The sequence below is a fragment of the Catalinimonas alkaloidigena genome (assembly GCF_900100765.1).
Classification (GTDB): Bacteria; Bacteroidota; Bacteroidia; order Cytophagales; family Flexibacteraceae; genus Mooreia; species Mooreia alkaloidigena.
In genome coordinates this window covers 1-18,906 of sequence record NZ_FNFO01000017.1, presented here as the reverse complement: position 1 = coordinate 18,906, position 18,906 = coordinate 1, and the positions used below count along the sequence as shown (strand labels likewise).

Below are 18,906 nucleotides of genomic sequence, written 5' to 3'. Positions count from 1 at the left end.
GCGGAGGCCAGAAAGCAAAAGCCGACCTTACGACGTAGGGCCGGCTTTTGCTTTGAAGGCGGGTAGGTTAATGTACCAGTTCGCGCGCTTCGGGGCGGGGGATGCGCTGGCAGCGCCGTTTCATCAGTGCGATCACTTCTTCGTCGTTCTCGAAGGCGTCGTGCACGTTGACAAGGTGGCTGGCCAGCGTGTCGTAGCGTTTGCGCATCAGCAAAATAAAAATGCGTCCGAAGTCCAGCCCTTCGAAGACCAGCGCCTGGTTTTCGGCATATTCGTCCAGATGTTTCAGGAAGAAATCCGGATGTTGCGTCCAGTGCAGAGCGGGGCGAATGTGGTGCCCGATGTGGTAGCCGTCGTTCCAGCATTTGTGGTTGTAGCGGACGTTGATGCAGGTAACGCTGTTTTTGTAGGCATTGCCCGGATCGCGGGCGTCGACAAAAGCGTGCTGCGCCCAGTTGCCCAGCATGGCGATAAACCGGAAGATGAAAAACGGCAGCAAAAACACCACGATCGTGGCTTTGAGGCTCACAAACGCCAGACCGATGCACAACAGAAAAAAGCTTAGTTCGCCAGCCAGCGCTTTGTAGGCCAACCGGCTGCGGTTCTTGGCTTTCAGGTAGCTAAACAGATCGACGAAGCCAACGGCCATAAAGAGCCCGAAGTACTTCAAAAAGCCCCGGAAACTATCGCGCTGGTAATACATCGTCGTGCTTTTGTCCTCGTCCAGGTTGTTTTCCGGGTGGTGCATGCCGATGTGGTGTCCAAAGTACGTTTCGGGCGTCTGGCCGAAAAACGGACTCACGATCCACGGCAAAAAGTAATTCAGCCAATCGTATTCTTTCTTGAACCAGGGGCGGTGGCTGGTGCAGTGCAGCATCAGTCCGAACGGCCCTTTAAACACCAGATTATTCAGGTAAAAGTAGAGCAGTGCCACGCCCCACCAGGCGAGGCCGGTCAGCCACGGCATAAACAGGAGAATGCCCAGCGGCACGATGGTGAGGCAGATTTTCAGAGTCAGATGAACAAACGGCAGATCGCGCGGGTCGCGCATGAGGGACAGAAAAAAGAAATCCAGCCGGGTGGCGGGTGGTGTCGCTTCCCTCGGATCAGTAATTCCCTGGAAAGATCTCATGTTCGGGTAACTAGGTTTATGAATGGTAGAGTAAATAGGAACTTTATTCAGTACGATCCAAATAAAACAGGGCGTAACATTTTAAACCCGGATGGCCTCAAAAGCCGGGCAGTTGCCGGGAAGCGGGGCCTCCCGTACGGCGCCCTGATGCGCCCCCCTGCGCTGGCACTATGAAAAGATAAAACAAGAGTCTTCGGATAACTTGACGGAGCCGCGCACGAATTTCGCTATTTAGTTGTAACAGAATGGAAATCACCGCGTTAGGAGCTTTTGGAAAAGACCCTCTGCCCACCACTGCCCGATCTTCTCCCTACTCGATTTACCAGCTAGTGTTTCCATGAAAGCAGTCGTTCTGACATACGATAAGTATCGGCATTTAACGGATCACATGATCCACAAATACAATTTTCTCTGGCCCGACCATCCGTTTCAGTTCCGTATTCCTTACCAGCAACTGGCGGGAGAGAACGACGCCCGGCACGACTACATCGAGGCTCCGAAAGACATTCGAGGTACGGTTACGGCCTTGTTGCAGGACCTTCCTGACGACGAGTGGATTTACTGGTGCATCGACGACAAGTACCCGGTCTGGCTGGACGTGCCCGCCATTCGGCAGCTCATGAACGACATGATTTTGCCCACCGTCAAAAGCGACGGGTTGTTGTTTTGCCGGTGCCGGAGCATGCTCGACGGCGTCGGCCTGCGGCGGGAGCGGTTGAAGGCCGTGTCGGGGCAGGTGTACCTGCGGCGGAAGAATTACGAGCAGATCTGGATTCATCAGTTTGTCCGGGTGAAGGTGATTCGCCACCTGTTCGAGCAGTTTGCCGACGACATTCCCAATGCCAAGGTGATGGACGACATGAAAAAGAAAGTGCTCTTGCCAGAGTCTCATGCCCTCTACGTCACGCGCGCCAGCTACGCGGTTTTCGGCGAAAGCACAACGCGCGGCAAGCTGACGATGAATTGTTACCACAGCATTGTGGAAGCCGGCGACGCGTTGCCGGACATGCCCGTAGATAAAGAGTCCATCTTTATGGGAGGCGACGAAGTGCTTTCGCTGCGCGATAACATCAAGCTCAACCTGAAGCGCGTAAAAAACTACCTGGTGCAGTAACCGAGCCGCAGGCTTGCCCGGCGTGTTCCGCCTACGATTCTTGTTTGTATGATACGCCGTGCTACCCTGGCCGACCTTCCGGCCGTTACCACCCTCTTCGCCCATACGGTGCGAAACGTCAGCATCCGCCATTACGACGCGGCGCAGGTAGCGGCCTGGGCGGCCGGCAGTGAAAACGTGGACCGGTGGCAGGAGCGACTTACCCAACACCATTTTCTGGTTACGGAACAGGGGGGACAACTCACCGGGATGGCTTCGTTGACGGCGGAAGGCTATCTGGATGTTTTGTTTGTCCATGCCGACCATCAGGGGAACGGAATCGCCAGTCGGCTCCTTGGCCGGTTGTTGCACCACGCCGCTGCGCAACGCCTCGCGCGCGTGACGACCGAAGCCAGCATTACGGCGCGTCCGGTATTCGAGTCGATGGGTTTTCGGGTGGTGCAGGCGCAACAGGTAGAAGTCCGCGGCCAGTGGTTCCGCAATTACCGGATGGAGGTTTCGGTACCCCCACCCATGCTGGAGACCCGCCGCTTGTTGCTTTTTCCCTTCACGCTGGCCGATGCCACCGACTTTTACGCCTTGAATCAGGACCCGGACGTGATGCGTTACACCGGCGACACCGCATTCAGCAGCTTTCGGGAAGCGCGTGCCTTCCTGGAGCATTATTCTGAAACGACGTATCGGCCCTACGGGTACGGCCGCTGGACGGTGCTCCGCCGCGAAACCGGCGAATACCTGGGCTGGTGTGGGCTGAAATACCTGCCGGAGTTGGGCGAGACCGACCTGGGGTACCGGTTTTACCGCCACGCCTGGGGGCAAGGCTACGCCACCGAAGCGGCCCGGGCCTGCCTGACCTATGGCTTCGAAATGCTGGGACTGACGCGCGTGGTGGGCAGAGCCCTGCGGGCGAACGATGCTTCGATTCGGGTGCTGGAGAAAGTCGGTATGCACTTCGAAAAGCTATTCCCTTCGGCGAAACCACGGGCGTTCGCTACGCGCTGGACGTCTACACCTACGCGCAGACGCCGCCCACCTGACTTTATTCCGACCTTATTTTAGCGGTTGCCAGCCGCTGGGGCGTCCGTAGGCGTGCACAATTTCAAGCGCCTCGGCACGGGAAACGCTGCCGGGGTTGAGGCCCGGTTCGCCTTCCGGAATGGGCAACCCGAGTTGCTGGTAATAGTCGACCCAGGCCGGGAAAGGCTGCCCGGTGGCCGGATCGTTGAACGTCATGGGTTGCACGGAAAACAGCGGCTGTGGACTCTCCGGTAAGAAAATGGCGTACACCAACTCAGAGCAGTAGTACGTACTGTCGTCCATGCGATACACGCCGTCATACGGCTTACCCTCGTACCGGGGCAACTGCGCCAGAGCGGCGGGGATCAGCGCTTGATACGCCGGTTTCAACCGACCGACCAGCACCTTGGGATGGCCTTCGGCGTCGTGGCTGCGCGCCAGAAAATCGGCCAGTCGGGTCCGTTTTACTCCCGCCGAAACCGCTTCTGTTACCCAGACATCTTCGCCCTCTACCGACGAAACAATGCCGACGTGCGAGAAGTTGGCGCCCGCCACGCCTTCCGTAACGGTTTCGATGGCGTCGCACAGCGGACCGCAGTCCAGGTCCTGGAACAACAAATCGCCGGGCCGGGGTTGGAAGGCGGCCTGCGCCCACACACCCGTGGTCCACAAAAGAAGGCCGCAGAGGAAGCAGAAACGGTACATGCGGCAAAAGTAGGCCTTTTTGCACAACGGGAATGGACGACACCCGTTTATATACCTAACTGGAGGTCAGTTGTTTACCTCTATTTTTTTGACTTAAACTTTTAGAATCATGACACTTCTTTGGATCACAGGCGGCTTTTTGATCGGACTGATCGTTTTTCTGGCCCTGGGAATTTATATCGGCTTTCGGGCCATGAAGCGTAAAACCGAATCGCCGGCCGAACGGCGCGCCGACGACGCCTGGGGGCAGGCAAACGTGCGCGATGCCACACCGGCCACCGACCGGAACGAGAATCTGCGCAACCGCGAGGCCGTGGCCCGCGAAGAGCGGCGCGAAGCGCAAACGCGCGAACGGCAGCAAACCAACCACGATACCCAGTTTTAGGAAATGCATCGGGGGGGAGTTTGTAGCTTTACCCCATGCACCCGGAAACCTGGCGGAAAGTCGTCCACATCGGCATGGTAGGATTTGCGTGCCTGATCGGGCGGCTTTCCCCTCTTGGGATCAGCGCGGCGTGTCTGCTGGCGCTGGCGTTTAACCTTATTGCGCTACCTCGGCTTACGCAGCGGGCGCTAGAGCGACCCGCCGACCGTCAACGGGGCTTTTCTATTGGCCTGTTGGCCTATCCGGCCATTCTGCTACTGCTCTCTCTGATTTTTTTCCGACAACAGGTGTTCCTGGCCGTCGGGTGGGGGGCCATGGCGTTTGGCGATGGGTGTGCTACGCTGATCGGTCGTCGGTTCGGGCGGCATCCGCTTCCCTGGAATCGTCACAAAACCTGGGAAGGATCGCTCGCGTTTTGCCTGGCCGGAGGGCTGGGAACGGCTGGACTTTTGCATCTGCTGCCCGCCGAAACGTTATCTCCCCTGACTGAACATGCCTGGGCCATTGTCCTGCTGTGGGCCATCGGTAGCGCCGCCCTAGCCGAATCGGTAGCCGACAGTCTAAACGATAACCTTGTGGTGCCGCTGGTGGCCGCGACGGTGGCCTACTTGGTCGTAGAGTTGCCTCCGGCGGAACAATGGGCTGCGCCGGTCGGCGTAGGCTGGGCCCTCGGGGCTGTAGGGCTGGCGGCGGCGAGCGCCGTGGTGTCCAAACGAATGGACCTGGTGGGTGGCTTGACCGGGTGGGGAGTGGCCGTAGCCATTTTTATGGGTGGCGGCTGGACGGGGCTGTTCCTGTTGCTGCTCTTTTTCGTGCTGGGGTCGGGTGCCTCGCGCTGGCGACTGGCGCAGAAAGAACGACTGGGCGTGGCGGAAGCCAACCGGGGGCAGCGCTCGGTGCGCAATGCTGTCGCGAACGGCGGGGTAGCAGCCGTATGCGGACTGATGGCCTGGTGGTTTCCGGCGCAGGCTACCCTCTGGCAGGCCATGCAGGCGGGGAGTCTGGCTTCTGCCACGGCCGATACGTTGGCCTCGGAGCTGGGCAATGTGTACGGAAGGCATTACGTGAACATCCTCACGTTTCGACCCGATCTGCGCGGGCGCGACGGCGCCATCAGCCTGGAAGGTACGCTGCTGGGCGCTGCAGGAAGTCTGCTGCTGGCGGTGGCGTTTGGCCTTACGCACGCGTGGCCAGTGGCGGCGGGAGTGGGGCTGGCCGGGGTACTGGGCAACGCCGTCGACTCCGTATTGGGGGCCACACTGCAGCGGCACGGCTACCTGAGCAACCATACGGTCAATCTGATGAATACGCTGTTTGCTGCCGGGTTGATGTATCTCATTGTAAGTCAGTGAAATAGCTAAGATTTAAAATTTGTCCGCCCGGACGAAGCCCCACCCGACTGGCGATTGTCCGCCCTATTTCTCATTTTTACCTGTACGTACGTCCAATCTTTTCCGGCTGTCGCCCGTAAAAATGGGTAGAGGCTACTCTCATTCGATCTAAATTCTGTTCCCTGATGCCACAACTTCCTTCCGCGCTTGACCATTTCGACGAGATTAAAGCGCAATTCGGAAATCGTCAAATTGCCCTCTTTCTCGACTACGACGGAACGCTGACGCCCATCGTGCCCGACCCGGAAAAAGCCCTGTTGTCGGAGACCATGCGTCGTTTGCTGGACCGCATTGCCTCGCAGCGCATGCTGATCATTGTCAGTGGACGCGACCGGGCCAACGTGGCCGATAAGGTGGATTTACCCGAACTGATTTACGTAGGAAGCCACGGGTTCGACATCAAAGGCCCTGAGTTGGAAGAACAGCACCACGCCGGCATCGATGCGCTGCCCGCCCTCGACGCTGCCGAGCAAGAACTGCGCGATGCGCTGGCCGACGTGCCGGGCGCGCAGGTGGAACGGAAAAAATACGCCATTGCGGTCCATTACCGGCAGGTAGCGCCTGAGCAACAGGAACGGGTAAAGCAGGAAGCCGAGCAGGCGGCCCAGCGCCACGAAACCCTGAAACCTGCGGGTGGCAAAGGCATTGTGGAGCTGAAACCCAACTACGACTGGCACAAAGGAAAGTCGATTCGCTGGCTGGTCGATACGCTGGAACTTTCGCCGGAAGAGATGCTACCGGTGTACCTGGGCGATGACCTGACCGACGAAGACGCCTTCCGCGAGATGCGCGACTGGGGCATCACCGTACTGGTCGGCGACCACGGCCACGAAACGGCGGCCCAGTATGGCTTGCACGACGTCGACGAAGTAGGCAGATTCCTGCAATTGGTGCTGGAAGAAGTCGAACAGACGGCTACTTCACATTCGTAAAGAGCATTGTCATCATAACGCATTCATACTAAAGCGGCTGTATCGTCAACGAGCGGCCGCTTTTTCGTAGAGCTGCCCGCCAACACCGACGAATATTACTTTACGGAGAAAGAATATTCGGAAGGCCAAGCCGCATTTTTGTGCCTTGCTCCGTCTTGTCTGTAACCAGCTAACAAGACGCTCCATGAAAAAACTTTATTCCCTCTCCGGACGCATCGGGCTCCTGGCCTTGGCGCTACCGTTGCTGCAAGCCTGCACCGATACGTGCGAGCGTACGAATACCTACACGACCTACGAGGCCGTCTACACCCAGCGCGAAGAGTTTAAAAATAGCATCGGCTACGAGGCACCGCATAAAATCGAAACGCCGGGCAAAATCTTCCGTTACGGTGATTACCTCTTGGTGAACGAGCCCAACGAGGGCATTCACATTCTGGACAATAAAGATCCGCGCCGTCCGGTCAACCTCCGGTTTCTGAAAATTCCGGGGAATGTGGACATATTGGTGCGCGACGACGTGCTGTATGCCGACAACTACATCGATCTGGTGGCCTTCGACATTTCCGATCCGTTAAACGCCCGCGAAGTGGGCCGCATCGAGAGCGCCTTTGTGGAACAGTACCAGGTCTTTGCGGCTGTGGATGCGCAAGGCAATGCGGTCCAGCAGGTCCTGACCGAATGGGTCGAGACCGAAAAAGTAGAAAAAGGTGACTGCCAGTCCCAGCCGGTCATCTGGTACGGAGGCTGGTGCGGCACCATCAACTACGCCGCCGACGGCCGGATGATGAGCGCCACTGCCAACTCGGCCCTAGGCAGCAGTGCTGCACCGCCTGTCGGCATTGGCGGGTCGATGTCGCGTTTTGCCCAGTACGATCATTACCTCTACGCCATCAACAGCAGCAACCTCGCCTTGTTCGACATCAGCACCCCCGCGTCGCCTCAGGCCACGGGCGAAATTTACGTAGGGTGGGGCATCGAAACGCTGTTCCCGTACGGCAACAAGCTCTTTATTGGTTCGCAGAACGGCCTGTACATCTACGACAACGCCGACCCGGCTTCGCCACAACAACTTTCCCGATTTGCGCATGTGCAGAGCTGCGATCCGGTGGTGGTGCAGGGGGATTTTGCCTACGTGACCCTGCGGAACGGCACCGAATGCAACGGATACGCCAACCAGCTCGACGTGCTGGACATCCGCGACCTGACTAATCCGACACTCCTGAAAACGTACCCGATGACCAATCCGCACGGCCTGGGCATCGACGGGTGCGGCCTGTTCATCTGCGATGGTGCGGACGGCCTGAAGGCCTTTAATGCGGAAAATCCGCTCGACATCACGCCCGTGGCCGAATTTCCAGGAATAGATGCCTACGATGTGATCGCTTACGATGACTTGCTGATCATGATCGGCCAGGACGGCATTTACCAGTACCGTTACAACAACATGTGCGACGCCGAAGCACAAGTGGAGCTGCTGAGCACGACGCCCATCTACCGTCCTACCATTTAACTTGTACCAAGATGACCCTCTTTTCTAAATCCATTCTTTTGCTTTCGTTGGGGCTGTTGTGTGCGGCCTGTCAACCTTCTGAACCCGAGGTGCAGCGCGAAAGCGGCCCGCCCTCGCTGGTCGGGCAATGGACGTGGGTGGAATCGGTCGGGGGCATGATGCCCAACCCGACTCCCGTGACTCCTGCTACTGCCGGCTTTACAGAGACGCTGGTGTTTGAAGCCGGAGGAACGTTCCAGCGCCTGCGGGACGGTGCCGTAGAAGAAACAAAAGGCTATGCGCTGCGGACCGATACCTTGGCGGGGCAGGTGGAATACACCTTGGTTTTTGCCGATGAGTCCACCCGGACCCTCCGCTTCCCGGCCGCCGATACCCTGGTCATTGACGAGCGCGCCTACGACGGACCGGCCAGCACTTACGTACGCCGCTCTGCCGACGGCCGCACGAACTGAATACCTGTTTGATTCCTTTGTCTGGAAAAGCTCCGCTTCGGCGGAGTTTTTCGTTCAACCCCCTACTTTCCATGAAGCACGTCTGCTCGTTTCGAATGCTCACCCGCATTGGGTTCCTGGCCCTGTTCTTTCTTTCGCTTCCCCTCGTGGGGCAGCAGATCGTCATGCTGAAGAACGGCTCGGTGCTGCACGGCAAAGTGCTTTCTACCCACGACGAAGGGCAATTGCGCCTCCGCACCCAGGACGGAAGTTTATGGATTTTTCCTAACGACGACGTAGCGAGCGTCGATGCGGATCGGTTGCGACCTTACGCCAGCCTGCGGGGGTTTTACCACGAAACCTGGATCGGTGTGCAGGCCAACCGCCGCCATGTGGCTTGGCCCGCTACGGGGTACGAAGCCGACGTGCAGTTTTCGATCCGCACCTTCAACGGCTATCGACTGCATCCCCGGTTTGTGCCCGGTGTGGGCATCGGGATCGACGCGTACCCGCTGGAGGCGTTGCTGCCCCTCACCGTCGGGGCGAAGGGCAACCTCTGGCCCGGCCGTCATATGCTGGCCTACAGCGTGGAAGTGGGCTATGGCGCGGCGGCGTTTAGCAACAACACCGAGACCGATGGCTTCAGCCGAGATTACCAGGGCGGCGTTTTGTTCAATCCCGCCGTGTCGTACAAAGTGTACCTGGGAAAAGCGGCACTGCTGACCCGCGTGGGCTTTCAGTGGCAGGAAGCCAGCCTGATCGAGTCGGGATGGAGATATCGCAGTGAGCAGCGCATGACCTTCCGTCGGCTTCAGTTCGGCATTGGCTTCAGCCTGTAGCAACCGTCCCTGAATTATTTGTTCGGCACGATGCTGCCTTTCGGCTCCGAGTTGCGTCTTTCTGATGCATACCGCTTTTCCTTACCGCCATGAAACACTCCTCTACTTCTGCGCTTTTGAGCGGACTTGTTGTGCTGCTGCCGCTCCTGCAAGCCTGCACCGACGTGTGCGAATCCACCACGACCTACACGGTATACGAACCCGTTTTCACGATGGCGGCCGACCTGAAAACCAGCATCGGCTACGAAGCCCCGCGCGACCTGCATGAGCCCGGCAAAATCTACCGGTATGGCGATTACCTGCTGGTGAACGAGCTGCACGAAGGGCTGCACATTTTCGATAACAAAGATCCGCAGCGGCCGGTGAACCTGAAGTTTCTGGCCATTCCCGGGAATGTCGACATGGCGCTGCGCGACGGCATCCTCTACGCCGACAACTACGTGGACCTGGTGGCCATCGACCTGACCGATCCGCTGGCGGCCCGCGTCACCGAACGCATTCCTAACGTGTTTGCACATAATTACAACTGGGCCGGTACCGACTCCACGCTTTTCATCTCGGACTGGCAGGAAACCGAACAGGTCAAGCTGAGCGACTGCCAGGAGGCGCCGTGGAACAACGGGCAGGGCTGGCGGGAAGGCGATGGAATTATCGTGCTGTTCGGCGGCTTTGCCAATACTAAAGCTTATTCGAGCAGCGGCGCGGCGCCTCAGGTCGGGGTGGCGGGCTCGATGGCGCGCTTTGCTCAATACGACCGGTACCTCTACACGGTGGGCCCCTCCGACATGCGTCTGTACGACGTTTCTACTCCCACCACGCCGGTGCCGGGTCCGGTCCTCAACGTGGGGTTTGGCGTGGAGACGATTTTTGCTTATAAGGACATGCTGTACCTCGGTTCCTCGTTCGGGATGTACATCTACGACAACAGCGATCCCCGCCAGCCTGTCCAGCTCGGTCAGTACCCGCACGTCCTGAGTTGCGACCCCGTGGTGGTCCAGGACGACTATGCGTATGTGACGCTCCGCTCCGGTTCACTGTGCGGGGTAGGGGCCTGGACGGATCAGCTCATGGTGATCGACGTGCGGAAGCCCAGCAACCCGACGCTTCTGAAAACCTACCCGATGACCAACCCGCACGGCCTGAGCATCGACGGGTGCAACTTGTTCATTTGTGAAGGGACCGACGGGTTGAAGACGTTCAAAACGACCGATCCGGAGCAACTGGAGCTGGTTCAACACCTCACCGGCATGGATGCCTATGACGTGATCGCCTACGACGATCTGCTGATCATGATCGGGAAAGACGGGCTGTATCAATACACGTACACGGATTTCTGCCAGCAAACGGCGGCGCTCCAGCCCCTCAGCGTCATTCCCGTCAAGCGTCCGGCAAGCTAACGGTTGAGGACGCCAGCGGCTTGCGCGGTGCAAAGGTGAATGAGTGCCGATGGTCAGCGTAGTAGCGAATGCGCTTTCGGCGCGATGGCGCAACGGAGTTGCTACCTGAAGTTGCTCCTATACGTCCATGCCAGGTTTATCTGCGTTCTACCGCTTTTCCTGATCCTCCAACAAGCGCAGCAGCACCCCGTTTGTCCAACCGAACCCGTCCTGCAACGGGTACTCGCCGCCGCCCGCTTCCAGGCCGGTGTCGAGCAGGTTGTATTTTTCGACCAGCTTGCCCGTCTGTTCATACACCTTCACGTTCAGGCTGGTCCAGCCTGTGCGGATGCGATCGGCCAGGGCCTGTTCGCCGTAGTGCTCCAGCCCTCGGATGGCAATCCACTGCAGGGGAGCCCAGCCGTTGGGTGCATCCCACTGCTGCCCCGTTCGGTTGACGGTCGTCAGCACGCCCCCCGGTTGCAGCAGCGAACGGCGCACAATTTTCGCCACGGCGCGCGCCTGACGCGACGTAACCATGCCGAAAAAAAGCGGGTAGAGCGTGGCGGCCGAGATTACACCTGTGGGTTGCCCGGCCACAAAATCGTAGTCCAGAAAGACGCCCTGGTCTTCGTGCCAGAAATATTGGCGCACCGCTTCGGAGCGAAGCTGGGCCTGCTTAAGGTAGAACTCGCGCTCTTCCGCATGGCCGGCCAGTTGGTGGGCACGGGCCAGCGTCATTTCCAGGTTGTACAGGAGGGCATTCAGGTCAACCGGCAAAATCTCGGTCGTATGAATCGTCGCCAGGTGCTGGTGATCGCGAAACCAACGGCTGCTGAAGTCCCAGCCACTCTCGGCACCAGCCCGCAGGTCGCGCCAGAGTTGCAGCGAATCGCCACCCACTTCGCGCGCCAGCAGCACATCTTCCCGGTACGATTCGGGACGTGGAGCGGGGTAATCGTCCCAGTAACGATTCAGCACCTGCGTATCGTTGATCCGCACCACGCGGCGGTAGGCCGGGGCGGCGGCGGTGAGGCGGTCGCGTCCGTCCATCCAGAACTGGTACTCTGTTTCGAGCGGCGAAAGGTAGCGCAGCAGCACACTATCGCCCTCCGACGCGGCCAGCAGCCGGACCATCGCGGCAAAAAAAGGCGGCTGCGAACGCCCCCGGTAGTACGTGCGGTTGCCGTTGGGAATAAAGCCCACCGTTTTGATCAGGTATGCGAAGTTGTCAAGCATGGAGCGGATCAGGTCTTCGCGCCCCGACGCTTGCAGCCCTAGCATCGTAAAGTAGCTGTCCCAGTAATAAACTTCGCGGAAACGCCCGCCCGGCACCACGTACTCGTGCGGCAGCGGAATGAGCGAGCCCCCCTGTTGCCACGACCCCTGTTGCGAGTCCGGCTTGCGCGTCAGCACCGGCCAAAGGGCGTTGATGTGCGCCTGCACCGACCGAGACGTGTCGGTCGTAAAGTCGGAAGCACGCACCTCCGGGACGATGAAGTAGCGGTTAACAAACTGCAGCAGGCTGAAATCGGGCTGACGGCGCATGCGCTGGTACGCCAACCGAATCTGTTCGGGATCTTCTTTCGGAATGGCATCGGCAAAGGTTTTGGAGTCGGGAAAAATGCGCGACATCTGCACGGCATTGAACAAATCGCTGTACAGATCGGCCGAAGAGTTGATGCGGATTTCGGACGGCTGGGCGACGAGTAACGACAGGCTGAACAGCCAGAAAACGAGCGTTCGGAAGAGGTGGTGTTGCATAGGTTGATGTGGGTTCCCGGCAAAATATACGAGGATTTGACAAAAACGAGTTGGCGTAGCCCCATTGCGCTGTAACCGAAGCGGTGCCCCAGCCGAGAAGGAAAGCGAAATTTTTCGCAACGGCTGTAGCGCCTACTGACATAGGGCTGTCAGGCCGGCGCGCGTTCTTTGTAGCACATCAAAATCTTTTATCCCATGTCTATTATCCCGATGCTTCTTGACGAAATGGACCGAGAGGCCCAAACCACCCGGAAAATGCTGGATCGCGTGCCGGACGACAAATACGATTGGCAGCCCCACCCGAAAAGCATGACCGTGCGGCAATTGGCAACGCACATTGCCGAGTTGCCGGGGTGGGTTTCTCTGGTGCTCAACACCCCCGAACTCGACTTTGCGGCCAGTCCCTACACACCGATGCCGATACGCAACCACCGCGAACTGCTCGACTATTTCGAGCGATCGCTCGCCGAGGGGCGGGAGCAGCTGGCCGAAGCGAACGAAGCCCGGCTGTCCGAAAACTGGATACTCCGGGAGGGTGATCAGGTCTACAGCAGTTCGTCGAAAAGCGACTTTATTCGCACCACGTACAGCCAGATTGTGCACCACCGGGCGCAGTTGGGCGTCTACCTGCGGTTGCTCGACATTCCCATTCCGGGAAGCTACGGCCCTAGTGCCGACGATCCTTCTTTCTAACAAGCGTTCGCGTAACAAGGCACAGGATCCGCTGTTCGGCTTTCGGGTCGGGCAGCGGATTTTTTCATGCACACGAGCGAGAAATGGACGAGCGTTTTTTGCGAATCGAGATAAAACTTTTTGAGGGATAGTTTCGTTAATTTGATCGACTAGTTTTAATTTTTAGATTAATCTAAAAATATTGTTTAGCTTGCAGTGTTATTGAACTTGATCTTGCATACGATGCCCTCATTCTATACGATTTTACTCACCTTACTGGCGACCTGCGCGGCCGTAGCCCAAACGGGCCAGCTCCGGGGTCGCATCACGTCGGCGGGCCAGCCCCTTGAGTTTGTCAACGTCGGGCTGGAAGGCACCACCTACGGCAACAGTACCGATGCCGACGGCCGTTTTCTCATCAACAACATCCCCTTCGGCACGTACACGGTGCGGATGTCGGCCATTGGCTACGAAACGGTGCTGCGCCGTGTGCAGGTGCAGGACACAAACGCTCTTTGGCTGGACGCAACGATGAACGAAACGCAGTCGACGCTGAACGAAGTGGTAGTGACGGGCACGATGAAAGAAGTCTCCAAGATGGAAAGTCCCGTTCCGGTCGAAGTGTACACCCCGCAATTTTTCCGGAAAAATCCCACGCCCAACCTCTTCGATGCGTTGCAGAACGTGAACGGGGTGCGGCCCCAGCTCAACTGCAACATCTGCAACACGGGCGATATTCACATCAACGGGCTGGAAGGGCCTTACACCATGGTGATGATCGACGGCATGCCCATCGTCAGTAGCTTGTCATCCGTCTATGGGCTGTCGGGCATTCCGAACAGTCTGGTCGAACGCATCGAAGTTGTGAAAGGTCCGGCCTCGTCACTCTACGGTTCCGAAGCTGTAGGGGGGCTAATCAACATCATCACCAAAAAACCTGCGAACGCGCCCCTGTTCACCGCCGACGTGTTCGGGACGTCCTGGGCAGAAGTTAACGCCGACCTGGGCTATCGCTATCAGCTGGGCAACAAGGTGGATGCGCTGGCGGGGATAAACTACTACAACTACCAGGTACCGATGGACCGGAACGGCGACAATTTTACGGACGTGACGCTGCAACACCGCATTTCCTTGTTCAACAAGTGGAGCCTGCAGCGGAAAGAGCACCGACTGGCGAGTCTGGCGGCGCGCTACTTCTACGAAGACCGCTGGGGCGGCGAAATGCAGTGGACGCCCGCCTACCGGGGGGGCGATACCTACTACGGCGAAAGCATTTACACCAGCCGCTGGGAGCTGATCGGGAATTACCAGTTGCCGGTGCGCGAAAAGCTGAACCTGTGGTTTTCGTACAACGACCACCAGCAAAATTCGTACTACGGCACCACGCCCTACCGAGCGAGCCAGCGCATTGCCTTCGGGCAGTTGTTGTGGGACAAAGAAATGGGGCACCATAGCCTGCTGACCGGCATGGCCTTTCGCTATACCTTCTACGACGACAACACGCCCGCTACGGCCACGTTTGCCGCCTGGGACGGCGATACGACCGTTCGGAACCAGCCGGATCGCATTGCCCTGCCCGGCGTTTTTGTGCAGGATGAACTGACGATCTCGCCCGAACAGAAACTCCTCCTGGGTGCACGCTACGATTACAATTCCGTGCACGGGCACATCGTTACGCCCCGCCTGGCGTACAAATGGACCTTTGCGCCCCAGAACGTCCTGCGCCTCAATGCCGGGACGGGCTACCGCGTGGTGAACCTCTTCACGGAAGATCATGCCGCGCTGACCGGGGCGCGGCAGGTCGTAATCGAGGGAGATCTGCGGCCGGAGCGCACCTACAACGTCAACCTGAACTATGTTAAACACCTCTACACCGCCAACGGGCACGCCATCGGGCTGGACCTGACGGGCTGGTATACCTACTTCAACAACAAGATTCTGCCCGACTACCTGACCGACCCAAACAAAATTGTGTACCGGAACCTGCGCGGCCATGCCGAATCGGTGGGGCTCTCGCTGAACGCCGACGTAGTGCTGAACAACGGACTGAAGTTACTGGCGGGCGGCACGCTGATGGACGTGTCGACCCTGACGACCAACGAACAGGGGGCGCTGGTGCGGCAGCGGCAACTCCTGACCGAACGGTGGATGGGCACCTGGACGGTGTCGTATACCCTTCGGCCCTGGAACCTAACGGTCGACTATACCGGTAACCTGTACGGTCCCATGCGGCTGCCGGTGTTGGGCGAACTGGACCCGCGGCCGGACAAATCGCCGGTCTGGAGCATTCAGAACATCCAACTGAGCAAACCGTTGGGCAAACGGGTGGAGCTGTACGGTGGGGTGAAAAACCTGCTGAACTGGACGCCGAACCGCAACAGCGCTTTCCTCATTGCCCGCGCCCACGACCCCTTCGACCGAGGGGTGCAGTTTGACAGCGAGGGACAGGTTAGGCCGACGGCCGAGAATCCGTACGCACTGACGTTTGATCCGTCGTACGTCTATGCGCCGAACCAGGGCATCCGTGGATTTCTGGGAGTACGATGGACACTGCGGTAATGCGATGGCTGGCCTTTGCCCTGGTCGGGCTGTGGGGGGCGGTGGGCAGTAGCCGGGCGCAGTCCCTGGAGCGGCTGGCGTTCGCGCAGCTCGACAGCGCCATGCAACAACCCCGGCCGGTGGTGGTGCTGGTCACCACGTCGTGGTGCCGGTACTGTGCCCTGATGCGTCAGACCACGCTGCGTGACCCAGAGGTGATCTGGCAGCTAAACCAACGCTTTTACTTCGTGGAACTCGACGCCGAGCAACGCGAACCTGTTCATTTCAAAGGCACTACCTACGCTTTTCGGCCCACGGGGCAGGACACCGGCCTCCACGACCTGGCCGCCACACTGGCCGAGGTTGACGGCACGGTAACGTATCCTACGGTGGTGATGCTCAATCCGCAGTACGAAATCGTGTTCCAGCATCCCGGCGCGCTGACGGCAGCCGAGCTACTTCGCGTGTTACGGCAACTGTGAGGGGAGTGGCGCACGTTCGCGGCTCGCGGAGGATAACTTTTTGTTTTCTCAGTATGCGGCAAGGGGGGAGGCTCTCTTTACAGTATTGCCAAAACCTACAACCCTGTACACCATGTTTTTCCCCTCCCGATTGTGGCTTTTGGGCCTGCTGCTCGTGGGCCTTGCGTTGCCCGTGGCCGGGCAGCAGATTTCCAAAGCAGAACTGATTTTCCTGACGCCCGAATGGAAAGGCGAGCGTTTCCCCGACGGCCGCCCCAAAGTGCCGGATGCGCTTCTGGAGCGGATGAAAGGCGTGACCCTGGAAGAAGCCTGGGCGGTGCTGAAAGGCGAAAATTACAAGCACCAGTACGACGACGGATGGATGTGCATCAACCCCGATAGTGTGCTGGTGGGGCGGGCCGTTACGGCGACGTTTATGCCCGGCCGCCCCGACGTGCACCGTGTGATCGACGACCGCGGACACAACCGCGACAAGCGTGTGAAGTCGCAGAACGCGTGGCCCATTGACATGCTCGTCAAAGGCGATGTGTACGTCGTGGATCAGTTCGGGGCGCATGTAGACGGCCCCACCATCGGCGACAACCTCGGCAACTCGATCTACGCCAAAACGGGCAACGGCATTGTATACGATGGCGCCGTGCGCGACATCAACGGGTTGAAAGAAATCGGCTCGTTTACTTCGTTCTTCCGCACCTACCACCCGTCGCACCACCTCAACAACCCGGACGGCGACCTGAACACCACGCTGGTGGGCATCAACACCCCGACGCGTATCGGGCAGGCCATGGTCATTCCCGGCGACGTCGTGCTGGGGCGCGACGGTGGCGTTATCTTCATTCCGCCACACTTGGCCGAAAAAGTGGTGACTACCTCCGAAATCGTCCGGCTGCGCGACATGTTCGGGCACCAACGGCTGCGCGAACAGAAATACACGCCCGGTGAGATCGACAACCGCTGGTCCGACGCCATCGAGAAGGATTTTTCGCAATGGTTGAGCAGCCACATCAACGAGCTGCCCGTGCCGCGCGAACAGATCCAGGAGTTCCTGAAAAATCGCACCTGGTAGTGCGTTCCTCTTTTTGCCGCTTGCTTAGTATGTCGGAGAGGCCGTACGCCTTTCTATTCAAAAAAAACACCTGCTCCCTCTATGACAACACATTCCCGCCGTTCGTTTCTGACCAAAAGTGCCCTGAGCGGCGCTGCCCTCGGCACGCTGGGCCTGAGCACCGCAAGCTTCGGCCAAGGCCTGGAGACCGCCGTGAACCACGCCCCCCAAGCTTCCGCCCCCTCCGACCTGAAAATCACCGAGACCAAGTGTGGCTACATCCGCAACGGACATAGCCTTTTCGTGAAGATTTACACCAACCAGGGCATCTGGGGATGTGGCGAAGGCGTCGACGCCACGCCCGGCACTTACCACCTGGTGAAGATGTTCGGCGAACGAATCAAAGGCAAAAGCCCCCTGAACGTCAACCGTTTGTTCGAAGACATCCGGCGGGCGGGCTTTTTCGAAGGGGCGCAGTCGGGCATGTTTGTGGCGGTGCTTTCGGCAGTGGAAACGGCGCTGTGGGATCTGGCCGGCAAGGCGCTGAACGTCCCGGTCTACCAACTATTGGGCGGGAAGTTCCGCGACAAAATCCGCGTCTACATGGATACAGCGCTCTATCAGTTCAAGCTGCCCAAGCCCGAGCAGTTCGCGCAGAGTGCATCGGAGGCGGTCAAGATGGGCTTCACGGCGGTAAAGTTCGACCTCGACCAGGCCAACGATCCCAACAAATACGACGCCTACAACTGGACGGCCAGCCCCGGGGAGTTGCAGCGCATGTACGACCAGATTGCCGCTGCCCGCAAAGCCGTCGGCCCGAACATCGACATTTGTGTGGACATGCACGGCCGCTACGACGCCATTACCGGTAAGCAGGTGGCCAAGATGCTGGAACCGCTGAAACTGATGTGGCTGGAAGAACCCATCCCGGCCGAAAATCCGGAGGCGTTCCGGGCCATTGCAGAAGAGACCAGCACGCCCATTTGCGCTGGCGAGAACCACTACCTCGCTTACGGGTTCCGGCGTTTGCTGGAGATTGGGGCGGTGGACATCATCATGCCCGACCTGCAAAAAGTGGGCGGCCTGGGCGAAGGGCAGCGCATTGCCAATTTGTCCAACCTCTACTACGTGCCGTTTGCGCCGCACATGGTGGCCTCGTACCTGGGCGCGATGGCGTCGTGCCACGTGTGTGCTTCCGTGCCCAACTTCCTGATCCTCGAATGGCAGACGTATTTCCATACGGACCCGATGTTCAAAGAAATCGTCACGTTCGACGGCAACATGGTTGACAACGGCTTCATCACGCTCTCCGAAAAGCCGGGCATCGGCGTGGAAATCAACGAAGAGGGCATGAGGAAATACGCGACTCCCGGCGTGCCGTTCTTTGCGTAATACTTGACAGTGCCTTGCAGGACTGGGGCAGCGCGCGGACAATTTACCGGTGCTGAAGAAGAGCTTGCCGAAGTAATAGGAGAATCGCCCGGGGCTGCTCTATATTTGCGGCTCCGGGAAGTCTCTTCCGATGAAGCAACTCTTCACCATATCCCTGCTCTTTTTCTACATCGTGGCGATG

General features: G+C 58.7%; 17 protein-coding genes. 14 read left to right on the top strand and 3 right to left on the bottom strand.

Annotation, left to right across the window (positions count from 1 at the left end; translation table 11 throughout):
- Positions 1-67 precede the first annotated feature (67 nt).
- On the bottom strand, positions 68-1,132 hold the full coding sequence (locus BLR44_RS26970) for a fatty acid desaturase family protein (protein ID WP_089688357.1): 1,065 nt from the start codon (positions 1,130-1,132) through the stop codon (positions 68-70).
- Positions 1,133-1,520: 388 nt separating this feature from the next.
- Between BLR44_RS26970 and BLR44_RS26965 the strand changes: the two genes are divergently transcribed.
- Both BLR44_RS26965 and BLR44_RS26960 read left to right on the top strand, forming a co-directional pair.
- Entirely contained in the window at positions 1,521-2,246 is a 726-nt protein-coding gene (locus tag BLR44_RS26965; protein ID WP_089688355.1) for a hypothetical protein, read from the top strand.
- 48 nt (positions 2,247-2,294) lie between these two features.
- Positions 2,295-3,305 (top strand): GNAT family N-acetyltransferase, encoded by a 1,011-nt coding sequence (locus BLR44_RS26960; RefSeq protein ID WP_089688354.1) that lies wholly within the window; start codon positions 2,295-2,297, stop codon positions 3,303-3,305.
- Here BLR44_RS26960 and BLR44_RS26955 read toward each other — a convergent pair.
- The gene (locus tag BLR44_RS26955; protein WP_089688352.1) at positions 3,297-3,968 is read right to left on the bottom strand and encodes a YiiX/YebB-like N1pC/P60 family cysteine hydrolase; all 672 of its coding nucleotides are present in this window, start codon (positions 3,966-3,968) and stop codon (positions 3,297-3,299) included. The genes BLR44_RS26960 and BLR44_RS26955 overlap by 9 nt on opposite strands.
- A gap of 109 nt (positions 3,969-4,077) precedes the next feature.
- Here BLR44_RS26955 and BLR44_RS26950 point away from each other — a divergent pair, with 109 nt between their 5' ends.
- The 7 genes from BLR44_RS26950 (at position 4,078) to BLR44_RS26920 (ending at position 10,853) form a co-directional block, all read left to right on the top strand.
- A complete protein-coding gene (locus BLR44_RS26950; RefSeq protein ID WP_089688350.1) occupies positions 4,078-4,353 on the top strand; it encodes a hypothetical protein in 276 nt (91 codons plus the stop codon).
- Between the two features lie 35 nt (positions 4,354-4,388).
- Positions 4,389-5,705, top strand: a complete 1,317-nt coding sequence (locus BLR44_RS26945; protein WP_089688348.1) for a DUF92 domain-containing protein — start codon at positions 4,389-4,391, stop codon at positions 5,703-5,705.
- A 164-nt stretch (positions 5,706-5,869) separates the two neighbouring features.
- Positions 5,870-6,676, top strand: a complete 807-nt coding sequence (gene otsB / locus BLR44_RS26940; RefSeq protein ID WP_089688345.1) for a trehalose-phosphatase — start codon at positions 5,870-5,872, stop codon at positions 6,674-6,676.
- A gap of 184 nt (positions 6,677-6,860) precedes the next feature.
- Entirely contained in the window at positions 6,861-8,186 is a 1,326-nt protein-coding gene (locus tag BLR44_RS26935; protein ID WP_089688343.1) for an LVIVD repeat-containing protein, read from the top strand.
- Between the two features lie 11 nt (positions 8,187-8,197).
- Positions 8,198-8,638 carry a hypothetical protein gene (locus BLR44_RS26930; protein ID WP_089688341.1) on the top strand — a complete coding sequence of 147 codons (441 nt, stop codon included), beginning with the start codon at positions 8,198-8,200 and terminating at the stop codon, positions 8,636-8,638.
- Between the two features lie 71 nt (positions 8,639-8,709).
- Positions 8,710-9,456: a hypothetical protein gene (locus BLR44_RS26925; RefSeq protein ID WP_143017501.1), complete on the top strand. Its 747-nt coding sequence runs from the start codon at positions 8,710-8,712 to the stop codon at positions 9,454-9,456.
- Positions 9,457-9,545: 89 nt separating this feature from the next.
- The gene (locus tag BLR44_RS26920) at positions 9,546-10,853 is read left to right on the top strand and encodes an LVIVD repeat-containing protein (protein WP_143017500.1); all 1,308 of its coding nucleotides are present in this window, start codon (positions 9,546-9,548) and stop codon (positions 10,851-10,853) included.
- A 147-nt stretch (positions 10,854-11,000) separates the two neighbouring features.
- On the opposite strand, the gene treF is transcribed toward BLR44_RS26920, so the two are convergent.
- Entirely contained in the window at positions 11,001-12,596 is a 1,596-nt protein-coding gene (treF, locus tag BLR44_RS26915; RefSeq protein WP_089688335.1) for an alpha,alpha-trehalase TreF, read from the bottom strand.
- 195 nt (positions 12,597-12,791) lie between these two features.
- On the opposite strand from treF, the gene BLR44_RS26910 reads away from it, so the two are divergent.
- The 5 genes from BLR44_RS26910 (at position 12,792) to BLR44_RS26890 (ending at position 18,725) form a co-directional block, all read left to right on the top strand.
- Positions 12,792-13,289: a DinB family protein gene (locus tag BLR44_RS26910; protein ID WP_089688334.1), complete on the top strand. Its 498-nt coding sequence runs from the start codon at positions 12,792-12,794 to the stop codon at positions 13,287-13,289.
- A gap of 222 nt (positions 13,290-13,511) precedes the next feature.
- Positions 13,512-15,827 carry a TonB-dependent receptor gene (locus BLR44_RS26905; RefSeq protein WP_089688445.1) on the top strand — a complete coding sequence of 772 codons (2,316 nt, stop codon included), beginning with the start codon at positions 13,512-13,514 and terminating at the stop codon, positions 15,825-15,827.
- The gene (locus BLR44_RS26900; protein ID WP_089688332.1) at positions 15,812-16,288 is read left to right on the top strand and encodes a thioredoxin family protein; all 477 of its coding nucleotides are present in this window, start codon (positions 15,812-15,814) and stop codon (positions 16,286-16,288) included. The genes BLR44_RS26905 and BLR44_RS26900 overlap by 16 nt, the downstream gene beginning before the upstream one ends.
- Before the next feature lie 112 nt (positions 16,289-16,400).
- Positions 16,401-17,354, top strand: coding sequence for an RraA family protein (locus BLR44_RS26895; RefSeq protein ID WP_089688330.1), 954 nt, complete (start codon positions 16,401-16,403; stop codon positions 17,352-17,354).
- A gap of 81 nt (positions 17,355-17,435) precedes the next feature.
- Positions 17,436-18,725 carry a mandelate racemase/muconate lactonizing enzyme family protein gene (locus tag BLR44_RS26890; protein ID WP_089688328.1) on the top strand — a complete coding sequence of 430 codons (1,290 nt, stop codon included), beginning with the start codon at positions 17,436-17,438 and terminating at the stop codon, positions 18,723-18,725.
- Positions 18,726-18,906: the final 181 nt, after the last annotated feature.